We start from the raw sequence: 21,500 nt of genomic DNA, 5'->3' as shown, positions 1-21,500 counted from the left end.
CTCGCTCGAGTGGCGGATTCGCGCAGGCAGACCGCTGCGGGTGTCGAGGTGACGAAATGCGTCTGCAGGCCTTGTCCGGCGCAGTGTAACGCTTTTGAAGGCACGGCGAAACGCATCGGGGACATCATCGGCGTCATCGACGGCATTGCGTTCCGGATCAACATCCTCACGCTGAATGCCACAGTCGAAACGGCGCGCGCAGGCGAAGCGGGCGGCTCGTTCGCGGTCGTCGCGGGATGCTGGCGCGACGCTGCGCGCGGATTCGAGCACGAGGCGCACGAACTTGAGCCGGAAGATTTGACATTAATCTGATAGATCGGCGTTACTCCCACCTCGACAGCCCGGAATTGGCGCATCACGATGCAAACGTCAGCGCCCAATTAGTTGCAAGGGCAGGCTGACCCGAGTAACAACGGCGTTTAGCAGCCCGTCCTCCCAAAGGACGGGCTATTTTTTTCACCGCGTGTTTCTCTCGTCGCGCCGCCCTAACCGACGCGCGCGTCAGCACCGTGACAGGCGGGAGAGAATGACTGCACCGTCACGGGGCACGAAAAATGCAGCCGTCGGCGCGGAGAGTCGCGTTAAACTGGTTGTCACAGTCGGGCGTCTAGGCTCGCATTGCCCGGCGGGCCTCGCCAGCCATTGGCCAATGCGGCGCAGCGCGGCGTCCCGGCATGCAGATAGGTGGCGGGCGGGTTCCCCACGTGTGAGCGCTGTGTGACAGACGGCGCGCCAACCTGCCCGTACAATGGTTCGATCAACAACGGAACAAGGACAACCTCGATGCGCACTACCGGGTCCTCCGGGTCAATGGCCCTGCTCACCGAATACGACGACGCAACGGCGCGCGAACTCCGCTCGCTGCGCCTCGAATCGACAGAAGACGGCAAAGGCATTCTTCTGGTCGAGGTCGATGAGCGCAAGCCAGGCATTCACCGCGAAGTGCGCTACGAAATCACGCCTGCCGAACTGATTGCGGCGATTCGCGCGCATGGCGCGGAATTGCCGGGCGAACAGCACAACCATCGTCAATAAAGCTGTCGCACACGGTATTGCGCTTACGCGCGAATGCCGTGCGCCGTTTCTGCACCGCCGCCTTTGGTTTGCGTACAGCAATAACGGCCTACGGGCATCCGTAGGCCGTTATTCGTCACTCGCTTGCCGCGAAAGCATTAATCCGTTCGCTTTGTTCTATTCGCGCCTCTATCCGCGCCCTAAACCCGCGGGCAAGCCACAGTCGCGCATTTAACACGCTAATAACCGGCCGCATTTCCGACATTTGCACGTCTTGAAAATGCGTCCATAATCCTTACATACCCCGTTGCTTTCCCTACCTGCGCCGCGCCCGAAAGGGCTGCGGATGTAAGCCGATGCTACATGATCTCGTCGAGCAATATGGACCGGCGCTCGTCTTCGTCAACGTGCTGGCCGCCTCAATCGGGCTGCCGGTGCCGGCGATGCCGTCGCTCGTGCTGTTCGGAGCGATGGCGGCCATGCATCCCGGCTCCGTGGGTACGCAACTGATGCCGGTCCTCGTGTTGTCGATCTTCGCCACCCTGATCGGCGACAGCGCCTGGTATCTCGCCGGCCGTATGTACGGCGGCAACACGCTGAAAACGATCTGCCGTCTTTCGCTGTCGCGCGACACCTGTGTAAAAAAGACCGAACGCTTTTTCGGCCGCTGGGGTGTGCGGGTGCTGGCAGTGGCGAAGTTCGTGCCGGGCCTGTCGATCGTGTCGATTCCGATGGCCGGCGCAATGGGCACGCGCTACCGCACGTTTCTCACTTACGACAGCATCGGCGCCGCCTTGTGGTCAGGTACCGGTTTGATCATCGGTGCGCTGTTCGCCAGGCAGATCGACATGCTGTTCGCCATGGCCGGACGCCTGGGGCGCACGGCCGCGCTGGTGGCCGTCGCGTTGCTGCTGCTTTATGCGACCTATCGGTGGATTCGCCGGCGCCAGCTGATTTCCAAGCTCGCAACCCAGCGGATGGAAGTCGAGGAGCTGGCGGCGCTGGTCGCGTCCGGCAAAACGCCGGTACTGTTCGATATCCGCTCGCAGGAAAAGCGCGCGCTCGACCCGTTCGTGATTCCGGGCTCGCAATTCGCCGACGAGCGGCAGCTCGACGAGATCGTCGCAACATACCCGCACGATCAGAAGGTAGTGATTTACTGTTCGTGCCCGAATGAAATATCCGCGGCATGGATGGCTAAACAGATGAACGAAGCCGGCTTCGCCGACGTGCTGCCGTTACGCGGCGGCATGGAAGCCTGGCGCGACTCGGGCAAAGCGGTGGACGCGCTGCCCGGCATGCCGCCGCCCGACGTGGCGGTCGGCGACGAAATCGCGCCAAAGGCCGTGTAGCGCAGCAGCGCATTCATATCGGCGCCCTTGCGCGCCCGCGCCGCTTCGCCCCCCGTGTCGATCATTCAGGATGAACACAGAAGGAGCGGTTCAATGCTGTCGACTCAAGAAGTTGAAGGGCAACAGGCCGTCGTCGCCGACGCGCCGTTTTCGTCGCTTGCGACGCGCATGCATCAGATGTTCCCCGAACTGACGTGCGCAGAAATCGAACGTCTGCGCCGGTTCGGCGAAGTGGGCCACTGGGAAGCCGGTGAGCTGCTGTTCGAGACCGGCTACACCGGCCCAGGCATGTTCGTGCTGCTGGAAGGGCGCGTGAAGGTTTATCAGCGCGATGGCATCGGGCGCGAGGTTCTGATTGCGGAACACGGCGCCAAGCATTTTCTCGCTGAAGTCGGTCAGTTGTCCGGACGGCCCGCGCTGGTCAACGGCATGGCCGTCACCCCGGTCGACGCTTTGCTGATTCCGCCGGACAAGCTGCGCGCGTTGATCGTCGCCGAGGCCGAACTGGGCGAGCGCATCATGCGGGCGCTGATCCTGCGGCGCGTATCGCTGATCGAAAAGGGCGCGGGTGGTCCGATCCTGATCGGCAACAGCAGCGACGCACGGCTCGTCATGCTGCAAGGCTTCCTGTCGCGCAACGGCCATCCTCACTCGGTCATCGACGAACGCGACGAAGACGCGCTGCGTCTGATCGAGCAATTCGCCGCGCAGAAAGAAGACATGCCGCTGGTGATCTGCCCGGACGGCTCGGTGCTGCGTCATCCGAGCATGCCGGAACTCGCCACCTGCCTCGGCTTGCTGCCCGATCTCGACGATTCGCATGTGTACGACGTCGCGATCGTCGGCGCAGGTCCGGCCGGCCTCGCTACCGCGGTGTACGCGGCGTCCGAAGGCCTCTCGGTCATCGTGCTCGACAGCCGTGCGCCAGGCGGCCAGGCAGGCGCCAGTTCGCGGATCGAAAACTATCTCGGCTTTCCGACCGGTATCTCCGGCCAGGCGCTGGCGGGCCGCGCGTTCGTGCAGGCGCAGAAATTCGGCGCGCACGTGGCGATTCCGGTCCACGTCAAGGCGTTGCATTGCGCGGAATCGCCGTACCGGCTGGAACTCAAGTGCGGCGGCAAGATCACGGCCCGCACCATCGTGATCGCGAGCGGCGCGGTCTACCGGCGCCCCGCGCTCGAAGGGCTCGACCGTTTCGATGGGCGCGGCGTGTATTACTGGGCGTCGCCGGTCGAGGCCAAGCTGTGCAAACGCCAGGAGATCGTGCTGGTGGGCGGCGGCAATTCGGCGGGCCAGGCGATCGTCTATCTGGCGACCCACGCGGCCAAGGTCCATGTGCTGATCCGCCGGGGCGGCTTTGAAGCCACCATGTCGCGCTATCTGATCGACCGCATCCGTTCACTGCCGAATGTATTCGTGCATCCGCATTCGGAGGTCGGCCGGCTCGAGGCGGACGACATCGGGTTGTCATCGGTCGTGTTGAAGAAGCCGTTACCGGATGGCACCGCAAGCCTCGATACGCGGCATCTGTTCCTGTTCACCGGCGCTGATCCGAATACCGACTGGCTGCGCACCTGCGGCGTGCAACTGGACGACAAGGGCTTTGTGCTGACCGGGGCCGGCGTGGACGGCGCCTCCGTCTGCGATCTCGCTACAACGGTCGAAGGCGTGTATGCGATCGGCGACGCGCGCGCCGGGTCGACGAAACGCGTCGCGGCGGCGGTTGGAGAAGGTGCGGCGGTAGTTGCGCAGATCCATCAGCTGCTGGCCGTTTCGGCGGGGGAGGCGGTCGCTTTGGGGGCCTGAGCCCCTTTCCCTTGGGTAATCTGCTGTTACACACGCCTTCAACTGGTTGCACCTGCTTTTCTTTCTGTCTCGTAAGATTGTCGTCAGCTATTCGACAGCGAATGGCTGACTCTTTCGACCGCAATCTTGCATGTGACCAGAGGAGACAAGCATGATCCAACGTGCGATGGTTTTCGCCGCCTTCAGCCTTGCCGCCGCCTGCGCATCGACCTCTGCCTCGGCTCGGGTAGACGTCGGCGTGTTCGTCAACACCCCCGGCCCCATTTACGCCCAGCCGCCCGTGGTCTATGCGCCCCCTCCGGTCGTCTATGCGCCGGTGCAACCGGTGTATGGCTATGGGTATCGCGGCGATTACTACCGCGGGTATCGCGAGCGGCATGACCATGGCCGCCATCGCGGCTGGGATAAGCACCACAGGCGCGACTGGTAATGTCCGTTGGTATCCGCTGGTGTCCGTTGGGCCACGTTGCGGAGTTGCGGCGCCGTTGTCATTACACCCACCGCGCCTCCCGCGCTGCCATTCTCCGGTTGCATCCCACGCCGATTCGTCTGCCGCATTCGCGCTAAAGTAGCGGCTGCTGATCCAGACCGGACCTCGCTTCCGCTCCTAATCCCGTGACCGACGCCCGCGTGAAGACTCTTCCGCTATCCGCCGCGCGCACCCTGCATCTGGCCGCGCAAGGTTTGTTGACACCGCCGCGCCGCAAGGCCGTCAAAGCCGACGTGCTCGACGCGATTCGCCGCATGGCGCAATTGCAGATCGACACGATCCACGTCGTTGCGCGCAGTCCGTATCTCGTGCTGTTCAGCCGGCTCGGCGCGTATCCGCAGCAATGGCTCGACGAGCATCTTGCCGAAGGTAAGCTGTTCGAATACTGGTCGCATGAAGCCTGTTTCGTCCCGATCGAAGACTACGGCCTGCTGCGCCATCGCATGCTCGACCCGAGCGATATGGGCTGGAAATATGCGGCGGAATGGCACAAGAAGTACCGCAAAGACATCGAGAAACTCCTCGCGCATATCCGTGCAACGGGCCCCGTGCGTTCAGCGGACTTCGCACGCGAGGCGGGCAAGGGCAACGGCTGGTGGGACTGGAAGCCGGAAAAGCGCCATCTGGAAGTGCTGTTCGCCATCGGGCAATTGATGGTGGCCGAGCGGCGCAATTTTCATCGCGTCTACGATCTGACCGAACGCGTGTTGCCGGACTGGGACGACGCGCGCGACCTGCCGCCGCGGGAAACCGCCGCCGAGGAAGCCTTGCGGCGCACCTGCCGCGCACTCGGCGTCGTGCGGGCCGATTGGGTCGCCGATTACTACCGGCTGCCGCGCCGCCCCTATCGCGACGAACTGCATGCGCTCGCCGATCGCGGTGAGCTGATCCCGGTTCAGGTGGAAGGCTGGAAGCAGGACACCTTCGTCCATCACGAATTTGCTCCGATGATCGACGACGCAGCGAACGGCAAGCTCGCGTCAACCGTCACCACGGTGCTGTCGCCGTTCGATCCGGTAGTGTGGGACCGCAAGCGCGCCGCCGCGCTCTTCGACTTCGACTATGCGATCGAATGCTATACGCCGGCGGCGAAGCGCAAATACGGTTATTTTGTGTTGCCGCTGTTGAGCCGGGGGCGCCTGGTCGGCCGCGTGGATGCGAAAGCGCATCGGACCACAGGCGTGTTCGAACTGAAATCGCTGCACATCGAACCCGGCGTGCGGCTGAGTGCGAGGCTTGCCGGCGATCTGCGCCGTGCTCTGCAACGCTGTGCGGACTGGCACGGCACACCGCAACTAGACATCACCTCCGCGCCGCCGGAATGGCTCGAGGCGTTGAGCGTAGACAGCCGCATGGAAGCTTAAGCTCGCGGCACACGGGGCGAAATTAATGCAACGCCGCCCACGCAAGCGACAAGGAAAACACGCCCAGCACGATCGACGCGCCGCGCTGCATTTTCACCGGATTCAGCCAGGTGAGTTTGCCGCTGCCGAGCGCCGCGCCGAACGCGATCCATGCAAGCGCGATCGGCACCAGCAGACAGGCGAACATCAGCATCGCCGTGGCATACGCAGGTAGATGCGCGAACGCGACGGCGGGAAAGATCGTACCGGCGAACAACAGGCCTTTCGGATTGAGCAGCGTCGCCACGAATAGCGTGCGCATGCCGCTCGCCCGCTGCGTCGAATCGGGCAAAGCCACTGCCGCGCGCCACATATCGACGGCGAGATATGCGATGTACACGCCGGCCGCCACGCGTAGCAGCGACGGCAACCACGGCAGCGCGTGCGCGGCTTGTGCGAGAAAATGTCCCCACACAGAAATCGACAGAAGATAGCCGGCGAGTTCGGCGGCTATCAGCGGCAAAGAACGACGCACGCCCTGACGCAAACCAGCAGCCGCAAGCAACGTATTGGTCGGACCCGGCGTAATCAGCACAACGATAATGCCGATGGCCAGCAACGCGATAGCGGACGTGGAAAGCATAAAAAAGGCGCAATGTTGAAAACAATGCGCCTTTTTATCACAGAGATCCGCGCCGCCGAAATACAACGGCGATTCGTAAGGGCGAACCACACCGCCCGCAGGCGGCGCGCAATTCCCCTTCAGTGGTCCAGCTTCGCGCGCAATTCGCGAGCGGCTTCCAGCAGCCCCTCGTAACCCGAACGCGCGTGCTCCGGCAAATCGGGATCGCCGACGAACGCGCCAAGCGTTTCGATCAGGCTATACAGAATGCCCTTTGCGGCACCGGAAGCAATGCTGCCGGACGACACCTGCTGGTCCACGTGACTCAGCGCTGCGTCGAGGTGTTCCAGATCAGGCCGGTCGCCCGAGGGCGGCTGAGGCGTTACGTCTTGCGTCATGATCAAACTTCTCCCTGTCGATCCGGAGTTAGCGCTTTAGCTGTCGATCCGGAGTTCGCGCTGCAGCTCTTACTCCGGTCCCATGCAAAGCTCTTACTCCAGCCCCACACGTCATTGAACAAAGTCATCCTTTCACGTTGTTATATACCGATCGTGCGCTGGCGTCTATTCGTGCTCGGACTCAGCGCGATCCGCGTGATTCATGTCAAGGCGTCCACCGATACATCAGGATTTTTGCGCGCGCGTCGTCTTCCAGCAGAACGACGTATTCGCCATTGGCGCGCTGCACCGCGCTGATGCCGAGATAGACATCCACCCAGCCGGTGGTATTGCCGACGCTCGCGCCCGGCGTCATATAACCGACCGCCTGGCCCGTGCGCGCGTCGTACACGTCCACCTTCGCGGTGTACAACTCGGCGATGAAGACATAGTTGCCCGCCACCGCGACGCCGACCGTCGTCGTCTGCGGACTGGTTTGCGTGTTCCACGGCAAGGAGACCGTGTATTGCTGTGTCGGTGTGCCGGAACTCCAGTTGTCATAGCGCGCAAGCACCGGGCCGGCCTCTTTCCAGTGCGTCGAATCCCACGGGATCGCGCTGGTAAAGCCCGATATATACATCGTGTCGGTCTCGGCGATGTAGACGATCCGCGCGATCCGCGTGAACGGTTGCGGCATCGCGAACATCTTCGAGCTCGCATACGTGTAGATCGGATTGCCGGCCGAGTCTAGACCTTGCAGCGGCATCTCGCGAATGCCGCTCGTCGGTGTGGCGAGCCACACGTTGCCGGGCGTATCGACCCACCAGAAACCGTTGCCGACCGTGCTGCCCGTTGATGGATTGCTGCTGATCTCGCTGGCGTCGACAGTGCCGTTGCCATTGCTATCGCGCCATAACCATTCGCCGTAGGTGGGCTGCGCTGCGGGCCACGTGCCCGGCAGTGGATTTTGCGCCAGCAAGCCGGACGGAATCGCCATCTCCGCGTGCGCAGCATCGAAGCGATAAACGTTCAGATAATGCGCGCCAGAATCGAGCGTATAGAGAAACGGCAGCCCGTTGATTCGCCGCACCATCGGCTCGCCGCGTACACCGCGCGGTTCGTGAAAGGCGGGGTCGTCGGGATAGTCGAAGCGGTCGAGCGTGAAGCCCGCATACGACCATTCGTGGCCGACCGGTTGGCTGTAATCGAGCGTGAAGCGCTTCGAGCCCGTGTAGACGGAATTCGGCGTTGCCGGATCGAAGGCGGCGCTATCGACGAAAGTCAGTCCATACAGGCGCCAGTTGAGTGCATGCGTGCTGTACCCATAGCTCTCGAGCACCGCACCTTGACCGACCGATGCCGAGCCGAGTGGCCGCGGCCCTTCGCCGTTCTGCGCGACGTACAGGTTGCCCGCCGGATCGAGACCGATGCCCGTGATGCCGTTGAAGCGCCAGTTGCCCGGCACGCCCTTAACCGCGTGAAAGATGCCGTTACGTGTGCCGATCGAAGCGGCAGCTTGCGGCTGACCGTTGGCGTCCTTGTTGTAGACGAGGATCTGCTGCGACGGTCCGTTGTCGGCGACAAGGATTTGTCCGGAAGGTGTAATCGCAACGTCGGTTGGCACTGCGCCGGCAGGCAGCGTCAAGGTACCGGAAAGCGCGGTGCCGTTGGCGGCGTAGTGAAGAATGCTTAGGTTTCCGGACGAAACACCGCTCATCACCCACAACGTCGAATCCGTGTCGATAGCGATGCGTCCTGGCGAAGGCACATTCCACGAGCGCAAACGCTGCATCGAGGCCGCGTCGAACACAAGGATGCGGCTGTTGATGGTATCCGCGACATACAGTTCCGTATCAGTGGCAGCCATGCCGCGAACGCCCGCATCGGTACCGGTCGTCACCGTGTTCAGCGGCAGGAAGCTGTTCTTCGTCGCGTTGGCGCTATTGCCGATGCCGCCCGTGAAAGGCGCGCCGTTTGCCAGATTCGCGAGCGTGCGGCGCGTCACACCGAACCATGTCTGATTGGCTGGCGGATAGTCCGCGCCGACAAGTCCATTGTTCTCGTTGCCGATCGACATCGCCGCGTACAGGTAGGTGTGGTTCGTCGCGACCGCATCGCCGCCGGCGGCGCCCCAGCCATGCGTCGAACCGGCCACGGCGATCTTGTCGCCCGCACGGTACGCGGCGATTTCGCTACCGCTTTCATCCCAGGGGGCGTTGGTATAAACGGTGCCATCGGCACCGACGCTGATGGCCTGAATGTCCTGCTGCATCCACTTGCCATCGCCGAAACCAAAGCTATTGCCGATCCACGACGTGGTGTAGGTGAGTTGCGATTGCGCGGATGCGCTGAGAGGAAGGAGACTATGGACGACAAGAACTGCCACGCCAAGGCGAGACGAGAATTTCACGACGGGTTTTCCTTGCGAGATGCGAAGCACGCCCGGCCGGCGTGTCCGGCGCGCTATCGCGTGTATGCGGATCGACTAGCGATCGCACATACGTGAACGTTGTTGGCGTTTTATCCTCGCACGGAAAAAGCGGAAATTTATTCGCAAAAAATTCGCGATAAGCAGTTAATCGCCTAAACAATTCGAAGCGCATAAACATGCACTGCACAATACAGCGCTATTTGCTTTTGAGCCTCACGCGATAGGCACACCGTCGCGCGCCGGCGAGCACATGCTCCTCTCGCTCAATCGATCCTTCCTCGCCGACGATCTCCGCAAACAGTTGCAACTCTGTGCGGCAAAAGCCCTGGCAAGTGCGCGCCGCCGCGCAGATCGGACAGTGGTTCTCGAGCAGAAGCCAGTCGCGCCCGTCTTTCTGCAACTCGGCCATATAGCCTTCGGCGCTGCGAATCTCCGCGAGCCTGGTCAGCCGCGCCTTGAGGCTCTTGATCGGCTTGAGCGCCGCGAGATAGTTCGCGCGCGTTTCAACTGCGCGCTGATCGATCAATTTGTCGAGCCCCTCTTCGCCGAATAGCTGACGGATCGAGCCAAGCAATTGCACGGTCAATTGCGGATGCGTATCCGGAAAGCGTGCGTTGCCCGCTTCCGTCAAACCCCAGCTTTGACCCGGCCGCCCAGGCCCCGCTTGCGACGCCTGGCGCCCTTCGATCAAGCCACCTGTCAGCAGCTTCTGGATCTGCTGCCGCGCGGCCTCGACCGTGATGCCGAGTTCGCCCGCAATCGACGCCGTCGACAAAGACCCCTGCGTCTTCAACAGATTCAGTATGCGATCCACCGGCGCAGCCGCTGACGCGGCTTGCGTAAGAGCCGGTGAATTTTCCAAGCTTTCATTTGCATATCTCATCGGAGCGCATTATTATCCAAGCCAATACTTGCATAATAAGCCAGCCTCGCACGGCTGTCCATGACATGAAAAATCTGCAATCGGATGTACCGGCATGGAGCGATCTGCTCAGCGGCAGTAACGGCTGGCGGGCGTTGGGTCTCGCGGGCGGGGTCGCGCTGCATGCCACCAACGTGTATGTGGCGACGACGATTCTGCCGTCGGTCGTGCATGACATCGGCGGGCTCGAACTGTATGCGTGGAACACCACCTTGTTCGTGGTCGCGTCGATTCTCGGCTCCGTGTTATCGGTGCGCCTGCTTGCGGTGCTCGGCGCGCGCTCCGCGTACTTCAGCGCGCTGGCGGTGTTCGCGCTCGGCACCGTCGTGTGCGCGACTGCACCTTCCATGCTATGGATGCTGGCCGGTCGCACGTTGCAAGGTTTCGGCGGCGGCATTCTGCTCGCGCTGAGCTACGCGCTGATTCGCGTGGTGTTCGAAGAGCGCCTGTGGCCACGCGCGATGGGACTGGTGTCGGGCATGTGGGGCGTTGCGACGTTATGCGGGCCGGCGGTCGGCGGCATCTTTGCGCAGCTCGGCGACTGGCGGTTGGCGTTCTGGGTGTTGCTGCCGGTCGTGCTGCTGCTCGCCGTGATCGTGAATCGCGAGGTCGATGACAAACGCACCCACGGTGAAACGGCTCAACCGATCCCGTTACTCAAGGTCAGCTTGCTCGGCGCGTCAGTCCTGGTGATTTCGCTCGCCGCGCTAACCGACAACATGCGCTGGAACGCACTCGGCGTTATCGCCGGCCTCGGCTTCGTCTGGCTGCTTGCGAGACTCGAACGCAGCGACGCCCGCACGCGCTTGTTGCCGAGCGGTTCGTTTTCGATTCGCACGCGGATCGGGCGCATCTACGCCTGCATGAGTCTGCTCGGCATCGGTGTGACCAGTGAAATCTTCGTGCCATATTTCTTGCAGACGATCCACGGACGTTCGCCGCTCGCCGCCGGCTATCTCACCGCATTGATGGCGGCCGGTTGGTCGGTCGGCTCGATGTTCAGCGCCGGCCGCTCTACCATCGCTGCTCAGCGCTTGAGCCGCGCGGGTCCGGTGGTGGCTGCGCTTGGACTCGCCGCACTCGCATGGCTGATGCCGATAGCAGGTTTGTTCGACGGCTTGCCGGGCACGGCCGCATTGTGCGCAGCGCTCGCGAGCGTCGGGCTGGGTGTCGGGATCGGCTGGCCGCATCTGCTTACTCGCGTGTTCACCGCCGCGCAGCCGGGCGAAGAAAATCTCGCGTCGCTCTCGATCACCACCATTCAACTGTTCGCGATGGCGTTCGGCTCGGCGCTCGCGGGGCTCGTCGCGAACGGCGCCGGCCTCACGGCCCTCGCCCCGTTGCCCGGCGCGCAACATACCGCGCTCTGGCTGTTCGCGACGTTCGCGTTCGCGCCCCTGCTCGCAGCCGGGCTGACCCGCCACAACCCGCGCCTTATCGGAGAAGCATTGTGATAGATCGAGTGCAAGCTATGCGGATCTTCGTGCGGATCGTCGATGCCAGCAGCTTCACGCGCGCCGCCGAATCGCTTGAGATTCCGCGCGCCACCGCAACCACCACCGTGCAGGCGCTTGAATCCCTGCTTGGCGTGCAGCTGCTGGTGCGCACCACGCGCAAGGTCACGCTGACCGCGGAAGGCGCCGCGTACTACGAACGCTGCGCGCAAATTCTCGCCGCGATCGAGGAAGTCGAATCGGGTCTGTTCAACCGCCCGGAGAATTTGCGCGGCCGCCTACGCGTCGCGATCCCGGGCATGATCGCCGCGTCGATCGTGGTGCCGGCTCTGGCCTCGTTTCGTGCGCTGCATCCGCATGTCGAACTGGCGCTCGGCGTGGGTCAGCGCACGCTCGATCTGGTCGGCGAGAGCGTGGATTGCAGCATCGAGCTCGGCGAGTTGCCCGATTCCCGGCTGCTCGCGCGCGGCCTTGGGTTGCTCGAACGCGTCACCTGCGCCAGCCCGGCGTATCTCGCGCGGTACGGCGAACCGCGTCACCTGGACGATCTCTCAGATCACGTCGCGGTGAACTGGCTGTCGACGCAAACCAGCCGGCGCGTGGACTTCGACTTCAGCGTGGCGGCGCGGACGAGCAAGGTCAAAGTAGACGGCTTCATTCAGGTGAGCGACGAACACACGTATCTCGCGTGCGGGCTCGAAGGCCTGGGACTGATTCAGCCTGGACGCGCCGCCGCTGCGCCGTACCTTGCATCCGGACAGTTGATCGAGGTCCTGCCGAAATGCAAGCCGACGCCGGTCGCCGTCTCAGTGACGTATGTGAAAAGCCGGCAGATTTCGCCGCGCGTGCGAGCCTTTGTCGACTGGCTCGCCGATGTGTTCGACAACGCGCCGGGAATGGTCAAGGCAGCGCCGTCGCTGGCCGATCCGCCGTTGTGGCCGGTGCTGGATACGCAATGTCTGAACGAACTCAATACGGCGTCGCACTAAACGCAGCGACGTGCGAATGCGGATTGACGCGCACTAGCGCGCCTCAACGCGCTTGCGCGAATTCTTCCGCCACCGCCGCAATCAGCACCTGCATTCGCGCGGTCTTGTAGAGATCGGCGTGCGCGACCAACCAGACATCGAATGGCTCCGTGCGATGCGGCATCACGCGCATCAGCTCCGGTTCGTAATCCGCGCGGAAACACGGCAGTTCGGCGATACCGAAGCCGGCAAGGACCGCCTCGAACAGCATCGCGGTAGATTGCGTCTGGAACACGAGACGCCCACGCGAAGTCGGCTCGCCGCACAACGCCGCCCGCATCGACGGCGAGACCGACTGTTGATACATCACCAGATCGTGTCCATCGAACGCCTCGCCTTCGCGCGGCTCGCCGCGTGCCGCGATGTATTCGTGCGACGCGTAAATACCCATCTCCAGTTGCGCGAGCTTGCGCGCGATCAGGTCGGGTGCATCGGGCCGCAGCGTGCGGATTGCCACATCGGCTTCGCGCCGCGTCAGATTGGCGATCTGCGCGGACGTCACACAGACAATCTCGATGCCCGGATGCGCACGCCGCACTTTGGCAATGGCCGGCACCACGAAGCGTTTGCCGAGTGAATCCGTCGTGGCGACGCGGATCGTGCCGGCCAGTTGATCGTCGAGTCCCGCAATGCGCCGTTCGATCGACAAGGCGGCCAGCTCCATCGTCTCGGCCGCCCCGAGAAGGGCTTCGCCGGCAGGCGTCAGCACGAACAAGGCGGGGGTGCGCAGAAACAGCGTCGCCGAAAGCGTTTCTTCCAGCGCGGCGATCCGCCGGCCGACCGTCGCCTGATCGACATCGAGTTGCGCCGCTGCGCCGCGCAGCGTGCCCGTACGCGCCACGGCGAGAAAAAATCGTGCGTTGTCCCAGTTGATCATTGGCTGCGCCGTCCGTCATGCATATTTGCATCATACACATGCGCAATCACTGCTTTATTGCATTCACGTATGTGACTAGACTTCGTCGATCAAACCGATTTCGGTTCTAGCCTAGGGACGTGTAATGACCGAATGCACCGCTGAACAATCGCTGCCCACCGAGCTCGAGCTTGCCGACACGGTGCGGATCGCCAAGCGTCCGCGCCTGACGCTCGCGCTGGTGGCAAGCGGCATGTTCATGGCCGTGCTCGACACCACCATCGTCAACGTCGCCCTGCCTGCGATGCACGTCAGCCTGGGGGCGTCCGTGGGCGGTCTCGCGTGGATCGTCGATGCGTACACGCTGAGCTTTGCCGCGTTGATCCTCGCGGGCGGCGTCGCGTCAGACCGTTTCGGCGCGAAGGCGGTGTATCTGTGGGGCCTCGCATTGTTCGTCGCGGCCTCGGCGGCTTGCGGACTGGCGCCGAACGTCGGCGCACTGGTGGTCGCGCGCTTCGTGCAGGGCAGCGGTGCAGCGTTGTTCCTGCCGGCGTCACTCGCCATCGTGCGCAGCACGTTCGACGACCCCGTCGAGCGTGGACGCGCCATCGCGACGTGGGCAGGGATTGCGTCGGTCGCGGCGGCGATCGGGCCGGTGTTGGGCGGCCTCCTCGTGCAGGGGTTTGGCTGGCGCAGTGCGTTTCTGATCAACGTACCGACCGGGCTGGCTGCGTTCGCGGGCGCATGGGTCGTGGTGCGTCATTCGACGCGTAGCGTTGGGCGTCATTTCGATTGGGGTGGGCAGTTGGCGAGCATCGTCGCATTGGGCGCGCTCTGTTATGCGGCGATTGAGTTGCCGTCACGTGGGATCGCTGCGCGCGAAGTGTGGGTTGCGGCGTTGCTTGCCGCACTGGCTGCGCTGACGCTTGTTGTTGTCGAGCGGCGTGCGCAGCATCCGATGGTGCCGGTTGAATGGTTCCGTAATCGGATGTTCGTGACGATGAACGCTATGGGGACGCTCGTTTATGTTGGCTACTTTGGATTGTTGTTTGAGTTGAGTCTTTATCTGCATGGCGAGTTTGGGTTTAACGCGAGGGAGATTGGGCTTACGCTTTTGCCGCTTGCAGGGAGTTTGTCGATCGGGAATGTGGTGGTGGGCAGGTTGCATGGGCGGTTTACTGCGACGCAGTTTATGACTACGGGGCTCGTGCTGGCTGCTGTTGCGGTGCCTGCGATGGCAATGAGTCTGGAATGGCGCGCGCCGTGGGTTTTTACTTATGCAGCCATGGTGATGTTTGGGGGTGGGACGGCGTTGTCGGTGCCGCCGATGATTTCAACTGTGTTGGAACAGGTGCCTGGTGAGTTGGCTGGTGTGGCGTCAGGGTTGTTGAACGCGTTGCGGCAGGCGGGGGGGCTTGTCGGGGTCGCCATGGCGGGGGCCGCGACGATTTTGGCGCCGCATGTGGCGACTGCGTTGTGGTGGGTTGCGGCGATCGGGCTTGTGACGTATGCGGGTGCGGCGGGGTTGGCGGCGTGTGCGCCTAGGGTTGTTCGTGCGGGGCGTTGAGGTTTTGTTTTTGATCTGGGGTTTGTGCCTTTCCTTGTTTTGTTAGTGGTCTATTAGTGTTGCCCCTGTGCGGGGCGGCACTTACTTTCTTTGCCGCCGCAAAGAAAGATAAGCAAAGAAAGCGGCTCACACCGCTAATGCTAAGTGGGCGCCGTGGTCTGCTGCGGGTAGTGGTGCATCTGGAATCTGGGTTCGTGCATCTGCATACGCCAGTGACAAGGGCGTCATACTTCCGGCGGCGCTGCGCGCGCCGAAGAGTACTTCTTAAAACCACTCACTGCGTTTTGGCGCACGTGGGTTGGCGGTGAAGGGCTTGCGGTTGCGTGTTTCGTGCTCCTCTTGCTTTTCTTGCTTTTCTTGCTTTTCTTGCTCCCGGAAAAGCTCACCGATGGTGTCTTTCGTTTGTTTTTTACTCCCGGAAAGACTCACCTTTGGTGCTGGTGGTGCAGGTTCGATCGCTCTGAACATCACCGGTGCTTGAATCGCTTCTCTCGAACAACATCGTTCGCTCGGGTGAACGCCTTGTTCATTTACCACTGAACTTCGGGGGCCGTCTCTCCGAAAACGCCGCCAGCCCTTCGCTAAAGTCTGCACTCTCGCACGCCTGCCGACGCAGCTCGGCAATCTGTTCCATCGCTTGCACAGGCATGGGTTGCAGGTCTTCCAGTATCCGCAGTTGTTCCTTCACGGCCTGAATCGCCAAGGGTGCCTTGCTTGCGATTCCGCGCGCCATTTCAAGCGCCGTTGCTTCCAGTTTGTCGCTGTCGACCAGGCGGTTGATTACGCCGAAGCGCTCGGCGCGCGCGGCATCGAGTGGCTGCGCGCTGAAGAACATCTCCTTCAATACGTGAATCGGCAAGTTGTTGAAGAAACGCAGCAGGCCGCTGGTCGTATAGGGCAAGCCGATGTTCGCCGGCGTCATCGCGAAGCGCGCGCTTTCGTCGGCGATAACGAGGTCGCAACTCATCGCCAGATCGACGGCGCCACCCCATGCTGAGCCCGATACCATCGCGATCACTACGCCCGGGTAAGCACGCACGCGGCGCAAGGTCTGTTCCAGTGGCTTGCCGTAGGCAATCGGATCGCGGTCATCCGCCAACTCTCCAAGGTCGTGGCCCGCGCTCCAGACGTCCTGCCCGACGCCGCTGCCAAGTATCACGACCGGTATGCGCTGTGCCGCGAGATCGACAAGGCGTGAGTCGAGCGCGTGCAACAACTCCGCGCTGAGGGCATTCCGGCGAGTAGGATGACTGAACGTCAAACGTGCGATCCGCTCATCCACGATATCCACCGTTACCGAAAACGGCGATGCGTTCGGTGTGTTCATTGTGTGACCCCTGCTGCATGTTCCAAAGTTTGTGGCCCGCTCATTTCGCAATTCCTACAGCGTATTCCAATTGCGCAACGCGCTTGGTGCGCGCCCCTCTCGCCCTTTTTCGCGGTTTGTGCCGGCGCTCATAGCGTAACGCCAGCCGCGTGTTCCCGAGCGTTTTGCGGCGACAAATATTCGCCCTGCTGATGCACCGCTTTAGCAGCAATCAACGCCTCAATCGCGGCCTCATCGAAACCTGCCTCGCGCAATACATCGACAGTATGTTCGCCAAGGCCCGGCGGCGCATGACGGCTAACATGACGCGAAGATTCGCCCGTTACCGCCGAACTCGACACCGGTGTCACGACCTGGCGCAACGCGCCGAGCGTCGGATGCTCGACCGTTTCCACCAATCGGCAATGCTGCACTTGCGGGTCGGCGAACACTTCGTCCAGGGTATTGATCGGGCCGGCAGGCAAGCCCACGCCGATGAACAACTCGGTCCACTCCCGTTTGCCGCGCGTCTTCAAACGTGCTTCCAACGCGACCTTCAATTCATCGCGATGCGCGACGCGGGCTTCGTTGGTCGCGAAGCGCGGATCGTCCGGCAATGCGGGCAACTCGAGCAATTGGCATAAGCGCAGCCACATGTCCGACGTAATCGGCGCGATGTTGAGCGGACCATCGGCGGTTTCGAATACGCCATACGGTGCAATCACCGAATGCGCGTTGCCGGTACGGCGTGGAATGTCGCCAAGGCTCAGGTAGCGCTGGCCATGCACGCTCAGCATCCCCACGAGACTTGCGAGCAACGACGTGCTCACATGCTGGCCACGTCCGGTTCGCTCGCGCTCCAATAGCGCGGACAGGATCGCCATCGCGAGCCACATGCCGGAACTCAGATCGCCGATCGCGGTGCCAGTGCGCGTGGGGTCGCCATCGGCGAAACCGGTCAGGCTCATCAGGCCGGAATAACCCTGTGCGATCTGGTCGAAACCGGGCCAGCCGCTCATCGGACCATCGGCGCCAAACGCGTTGATGCTGCCCATCACCAACCGCGGATTGCGCGCGCTGAGCACGTCATAGCCGAGTCCCATGCTCTCGATGGTGCCAGGCTTGAAGTTCTCGATCACCACGTCGGCATCGTCGATCAGCCGATGAATCGCGGCAAGTCCTTCCGGGTTGCGGAAGTCGATGCATACGCCGCGCTTGTTGCGGTTGCACGATAGATAGTAGGTACTCACGCCCCGGTCGAACGGTCCCCAGGTTCGGCTCATGTCGCCGCCCGGGCCCGGTTCGATTTTGATGACGTCCGCGCCGAGATCGGCCAGCACCATCGAGCAGAACGGCCCCGACAGCGCACGGCTCAGTTCGACGACCTTGATTCCTTGTAACGCTTGCATTCATTTCTCCAGCGAATTAAGGACGATTGCGGACAGCGCCAAGTGACGCGCTTGCGCCGTACCCGCCGCGTCCAACGAAAGACGGCGGCAGCGCGAGCGATTCGCTCAACGAGGCGCTATTCCGGCAACGTCTGATGACGGGTCTCGACGGCAAACGGCAAGATCAGCAGGCCAATCACAAAAGCCGCCGCCGTCCACGCAATCGGCAGCCCGAGCGAACCTTGCCAATGAATCGCGGCAGCCAGCAGGAAGTTCACACCGGCGCCAAGCAGGCGGCCCACCGACGCATTGAAGGCAAACGCGGTAGCGCGTATCCGGGTCGGGTATTGCTCCGGCAGCCACAGCGAGAAGATCGCAAAATTGCCGCCGAAGAAACCGAGGAACAGCAGCGACACCATGAACAGGTTGAGTCCGTTCGGCAGATAAAAGACCCAGCCGAATGCAAATACGATCGACACCGCCATGCCGGCGAAGTACACCCCGAGTGCGGAGCGCCGCCCCAGCCGTTCCGCCAGCCACGGCGCGACGAGACAGCCGAGGATGGTCCCGACCGACAGCACCGCCGCCCCGATCGATGCAAGGCGCACAGCGCCGACGCGATCGATGCCGGCGCGCGTCGCCAATGTCACAACCGCGCTCGCTTCGTAGACTGACCCGGCCCACAAGCCGATGATCGCGACGCCCACAAGGCTCGCGCTGGTCAACGTCCGACGTCGATAAGCCGGCGCGAATATCTCCATCAGCGGACGGCGCCCGGCCGCCGCTGCGACGTTCGTTTGACCGGCGCCATGCGTGGCCTTGCGCCACTGCCCCGGCTCCTTCACCTTGAGCACCGTGAAAATCGCCAGCAAGGCCGGTGCAAGACCGCACAGGAACATCGCGCGCCAGCCGTACGTCGCGCCGACCGTATAGTTCAGCAACGCGGCAAGGAAGAATCCGACGTAGTAACCGGTCTGCAAGTAGCCCGCGCCCATTTTGCGGCGATCCTCCGGCCAGCTCTCGGCGACATAGGTACCCGCCAGCGCCCATTCGCCGCCCACGCCGATGCCGGCAATCAGCCGGAATGCGGCCAGCTCCCAGACGTTGTGTGCGAACGCCGCGGCGCCGGTGAACACCGAGTAGATGAGGATGCTCGCGGCCAGCGTCTTGACCCGTCCGAAGCGGTCGGCGAGCGGCCCCCAGATGAACGACAGCCCCCAGCCGATCAGAAACAGCGCGAACAGGATCGAGCCGTACATGCCGAGATTGCCGGGCGTCGCGGCAATGCCCGAGACGGGCAGCAACTCGGTGAGCGCCGGAATGAGCACCAGCGCGTAGATCACGGAATCCACACCGTCCAGCACCCATCCCGAGTAAACCGCCCAGAAGCCGCCGATCTGCTCGCGGGTGAGGGGCGTGCGCCTGGGCTTGAGCCCGGCTGTCGATGCAGCGATCGCTTTGGACATGCTTGTCTCCTGTGTCGACCAGAGTTCGCACTTCAGTGCGCTCTGGTCCCATGCAACCTGGTTGCTGCCGGCAACAGCCGGCCCTTTTGAAGCGGTGCCGGACAGCTCACGCTGGGCACGCTTCGGTTTTTTTGTGGCTTGAGTATAAGAACGCGCTCGATAATCGAAAAATATGATATTTCTCTAGCTCAATCGGATTTCGTTATGGGAAGAGGGAGCGAGCGACGCGCATGGACCTGCGGCAACTGCGGTATTTCGTCAAAGTGGTGGAGTGCGGCAACGTCACCCGCGCGAGCGAGGCGCTGCATATCGCGCAGCCCGCGATCAGCCAGCAGATGCGCAATCTGGAGCGCGATCTGGGGATGCAGTTGCTCGAGCGCAGCGTGCAAGGCGTGGCGCCCACTGCAGCCGGGCAAACGCTGTACCGGCATGCGATCGAGTTGCTGCGGCAGGCCGACAGCACGCGCGAACTCCTGCGCCAGGACGCCGAGTTGCCGCAGGGCCGAGTGTCGGTCGCCATGCCGTCGAGCACGGCGCGGATGGTGGCGATCCCGCTTGCACGTACGATCCGCGACCGTTATCCCGGCATCGCGCTGGAGTTGCTCGAAGCACCGAGCGCGGAACTCGGCAGTCTGATCGGTAGCGGGCGGGTGGATCTGGCCGTCGTGGTGGACGCGGTCGAAACGCGCGGGGTGGCCTCGCAAAAGCTGCTCGCCGAAGCGCTCTATCTGATTGCGTGGCCGGAGTTTCAGATGCCGCGCGAGCCCGTGTCGATCGCCGAACTCGCGCGCATGCCGCTGATCCTGCCAAGCGCACCGAATACGATTCGCAGCCGCGTCGAGTGGGCGCTGCGCGAAGCCGGACTGCCATGCGAGATTCTGTTCGAGGCCAGTTCCACCGCGTTGCTATTCGCGGCGGTGATGGCAAAGCTGGGCGTGACGATCCTGCCGTGGACGGCCGCTCACGTCGAACTCGATGAGCACAAGCTCAAGCTTGCCAAGGTCGATCACCGGTTGTTCTCACGCGATCTGTCACTCTGCTGGCACGACACGGCCTTGCTCAGCAATGCCGTGCAGAAGGTCAAGGCGACGATACTCGAACTGTTCGACAGCATGGGGAAGCGGCCGGAGTGGGCAGCCGCGGATTAGGATGCCCTCACCCGACGCACAAAGAGCCGCCGCGTGAGATCGAACGCCACCAGATTCCCCGCCACCACTAGCAGAAGCCCAAGCACCGCCAACGCGGACCATTGGTAGCCCTCGAATACCGTCGACGCCGCCAGCGCCACAATCGGAAACAGCACGGTGCAGTAGGCGGCCCGCTCCGGTCCGATGCGCCCGACCAGCATCAGGTACGCAGTAAAGCCGATCACCGAGCCGAAGATCGCCAGATAGGCGAGCGCGCCGAGATAGCGCGCGTCGGGTTCGATAGAGAACGAAAATCCGGCCAGCGCGCTTCCCACCGTCAAAATGCCGGCGCCGATCAGCATGGCCCAGCTATTGGTGGCGAACGGGTGCAAGCCCATCGACTGCATCCGGCTCGACAACAGATTGCCCGCTGAAAAGCACAAGGTGCCAAGAAACGCGATCGCGAGTCCCAGCCATACCGTGTGGTCGCCCAGGTGTCCCGCCATCTGCTGGACGAACAGGCACACGATGCCGACGAGCCCCAACGCCGCCCCGGCAATCGCCGACGGCTGCAAAGGACGTCCCATAAAAAGCCGGCCGTTGATCGAATTCAGCAGCGGCGCGGTGGAAAACACCACCGCGACGAGGCCACTCGGCACCACCTGCTCGGCATAGTAGAAGCACAGAAAGTTCAGACAGAAGAGCGCCAGACCTTGCGCGGCGAGGAAGCGCCATGCGGCGCGCGGCGGCCAGATGGGCCGGCGCATGATGCGCAGCAACGCGAACAGCACCAGCGCTGCGATCCAGAAACGCCACGCAATCGACACGGGCGGCGGCACCGCGCCCAGTTGCCACTTGATGGCAATCCACGTGGTGCCCCAGATCAGCACGGTGATGGCATAGAGCGAAAGGTTCATGGCAGTGCCTGCAGCAGCGAAAAAGCGGAAACCC

20 protein-coding genes are annotated in these 21,500 nt (G+C 62.8%); 10 read left to right on the top strand and 10 right to left on the bottom strand.

From position 1 onward, the window contains the following. Positions 1 to 9: 9 nt before the first annotated feature. The 6 genes from R8871_RS38695 (at position 10) to R8871_RS07010 (ending at position 6,026) form a co-directional block, all read left to right on the top strand. On the top strand, positions 10 to 312 hold the full coding sequence (locus R8871_RS38695; RefSeq protein WP_281370222.1) for a methyl-accepting chemotaxis protein: 303 nt from the start codon (positions 10 to 12) through the stop codon (positions 310 to 312). Between the two features lie 471 nt (positions 313 to 783). After that, complete coding sequence (locus R8871_RS07030) at positions 784 to 1,035, top strand: hypothetical protein (protein WP_035560791.1); 252 nt, start codon at positions 784 to 786, stop codon at positions 1,033 to 1,035. A gap of 335 nt (positions 1,036 to 1,370) precedes the next feature. Continuing rightward, a complete protein-coding gene (locus R8871_RS07025; protein ID WP_175049660.1) occupies positions 1,371 to 2,366 on the top strand; it encodes a DedA family protein/thiosulfate sulfurtransferase GlpE in 996 nt (331 codons plus the stop codon). 93 nt (positions 2,367 to 2,459) lie between these two features. Next, on the top strand, positions 2,460 to 4,172 hold the full coding sequence (locus tag R8871_RS07020) for an FAD-dependent oxidoreductase (protein ID WP_175049659.1): 1,713 nt from the start codon (positions 2,460 to 2,462) through the stop codon (positions 4,170 to 4,172). Between the two features lie 151 nt (positions 4,173 to 4,323). Beyond that, positions 4,324 to 4,602, top strand: a complete 279-nt coding sequence (locus R8871_RS07015; RefSeq protein ID WP_175049658.1) for a hypothetical protein — start codon at positions 4,324 to 4,326, stop codon at positions 4,600 to 4,602. 200 nt (positions 4,603 to 4,802) lie between these two features. Then, a complete protein-coding gene (locus tag R8871_RS07010) occupies positions 4,803 to 6,026 on the top strand; it encodes a winged helix-turn-helix domain-containing protein (RefSeq protein ID WP_175049657.1) in 1,224 nt (407 codons plus the stop codon). 22 nt (positions 6,027 to 6,048) lie between these two features. Here R8871_RS07010 and R8871_RS07005 read toward each other — a convergent pair whose 3' ends face one another. The 4 genes from R8871_RS07005 to R8871_RS06990 form a co-directional block, all read right to left on the bottom strand. Next, entirely contained in the window at positions 6,049 to 6,648 is a 600-nt protein-coding gene (locus R8871_RS07005; protein ID WP_175049656.1) for a LysE family translocator, read from the bottom strand. Between the two features lie 119 nt (positions 6,649 to 6,767). Further along, positions 6,768 to 7,025 (bottom strand): hypothetical protein, encoded by a 258-nt coding sequence (locus tag R8871_RS07000; RefSeq protein ID WP_175049655.1) that lies wholly within the window; start codon positions 7,023 to 7,025, stop codon positions 6,768 to 6,770. A 205-nt stretch (positions 7,026 to 7,230) separates the two neighbouring features. Then, positions 7,231 to 9,414 carry an NHL repeat-containing protein gene (locus R8871_RS06995; protein WP_175049654.1) on the bottom strand — a complete coding sequence of 728 codons (2,184 nt, stop codon included), beginning with the start codon at positions 9,412 to 9,414 and terminating at the stop codon, positions 7,231 to 7,233. A gap of 217 nt (positions 9,415 to 9,631) precedes the next feature. Further along, complete coding sequence (locus R8871_RS06990) at positions 9,632 to 10,318, bottom strand: helix-turn-helix transcriptional regulator (protein ID WP_175049653.1); 687 nt, start codon at positions 10,316 to 10,318, stop codon at positions 9,632 to 9,634. A gap of 65 nt (positions 10,319 to 10,383) precedes the next feature. On the opposite strand from R8871_RS06990, the gene R8871_RS06985 reads away from it, so the two are divergent. Next, a complete protein-coding gene (locus R8871_RS06985; RefSeq protein WP_175049652.1) occupies positions 10,384 to 11,811 on the top strand; it encodes an MFS transporter in 1,428 nt (475 codons plus the stop codon). Next, a complete protein-coding gene (locus tag R8871_RS06980) occupies positions 11,808 to 12,800 on the top strand; it encodes a LysR family transcriptional regulator (RefSeq protein ID WP_175049651.1) in 993 nt (330 codons plus the stop codon). Before R8871_RS06985 ends, R8871_RS06980 begins: the two co-directional genes overlap by 4 nt. Positions 12,801 to 12,843: 43 nt before the next feature. Here R8871_RS06980 and R8871_RS06975 read toward each other — a convergent pair whose 3' ends face one another. After that, entirely contained in the window at positions 12,844 to 13,713 is an 870-nt protein-coding gene (locus R8871_RS06975) for a LysR family transcriptional regulator (RefSeq protein WP_175050026.1), read from the bottom strand. A gap of 127 nt (positions 13,714 to 13,840) precedes the next feature. Here R8871_RS06975 and R8871_RS06970 point away from each other — a divergent pair, with 127 nt between their 5' ends. Further along, positions 13,841 to 15,262 (top strand): MFS transporter, encoded by a 1,422-nt coding sequence (locus R8871_RS06970; RefSeq protein WP_175049650.1) that lies wholly within the window; start codon positions 13,841 to 13,843, stop codon positions 15,260 to 15,262. Positions 15,263 to 15,526: 264 nt separating this feature from the next. Here R8871_RS06970 and R8871_RS06965 read toward each other — a convergent pair whose 3' ends face one another. The 4 genes from R8871_RS06965 to R8871_RS06950 all read right to left on the bottom strand — a co-directional run bounded on the left by R8871_RS06965 (position 15,527) and on the right by R8871_RS06950 (position 19,422). After that, positions 15,527 to 15,730, bottom strand: coding sequence for a hypothetical protein (locus R8871_RS06965; protein ID WP_175049649.1), 204 nt, complete (start codon positions 15,728 to 15,730; stop codon positions 15,527 to 15,529). Positions 15,731 to 15,788: 58 nt separating this feature from the next. Then, the gene (gene scpB, locus R8871_RS06960; RefSeq protein WP_175049648.1) at positions 15,789 to 16,589 is read right to left on the bottom strand and encodes a methylmalonyl-CoA decarboxylase; all 801 of its coding nucleotides are present in this window, start codon (positions 16,587 to 16,589) and stop codon (positions 15,789 to 15,791) included. A 128-nt stretch (positions 16,590 to 16,717) separates the two neighbouring features. Further along, the gene (locus tag R8871_RS06955; protein ID WP_175049647.1) at positions 16,718 to 17,977 is read right to left on the bottom strand and encodes a CaiB/BaiF CoA transferase family protein; all 1,260 of its coding nucleotides are present in this window, start codon (positions 17,975 to 17,977) and stop codon (positions 16,718 to 16,720) included. Between the two features lie 116 nt (positions 17,978 to 18,093). Next, the gene (locus tag R8871_RS06950) at positions 18,094 to 19,422 is read right to left on the bottom strand and encodes an MFS transporter (RefSeq protein ID WP_175049646.1); all 1,329 of its coding nucleotides are present in this window, start codon (positions 19,420 to 19,422) and stop codon (positions 18,094 to 18,096) included. A gap of 230 nt (positions 19,423 to 19,652) precedes the next feature. On the opposite strand from R8871_RS06950, the gene R8871_RS06945 reads away from it, so the two are divergent. Next, complete coding sequence (locus tag R8871_RS06945) at positions 19,653 to 20,570, top strand: LysR substrate-binding domain-containing protein (RefSeq protein WP_175049645.1); 918 nt, start codon at positions 19,653 to 19,655, stop codon at positions 20,568 to 20,570. On the opposite strand, the gene R8871_RS06940 is transcribed toward R8871_RS06945, so the two are convergent. Next, positions 20,567 to 21,466, bottom strand: a complete 900-nt coding sequence (locus tag R8871_RS06940) for a DMT family transporter (protein WP_175049644.1) — start codon at positions 21,464 to 21,466, stop codon at positions 20,567 to 20,569. The genes R8871_RS06945 and R8871_RS06940 overlap by 4 nt on opposite strands. Positions 21,467 to 21,500: the final 34 nt, after the last annotated feature.

Source organism: Paraburkholderia sediminicola (assembly GCF_902859805.1).
In the GTDB taxonomy this organism is placed as follows: Bacteria; Pseudomonadota; Gammaproteobacteria; order Burkholderiales; family Burkholderiaceae; genus Paraburkholderia; species Paraburkholderia sediminicola.
Note: the sequence above shows the minus strand (reverse complement) of the source record. Positions and strands in the feature narration are given on the sequence as shown.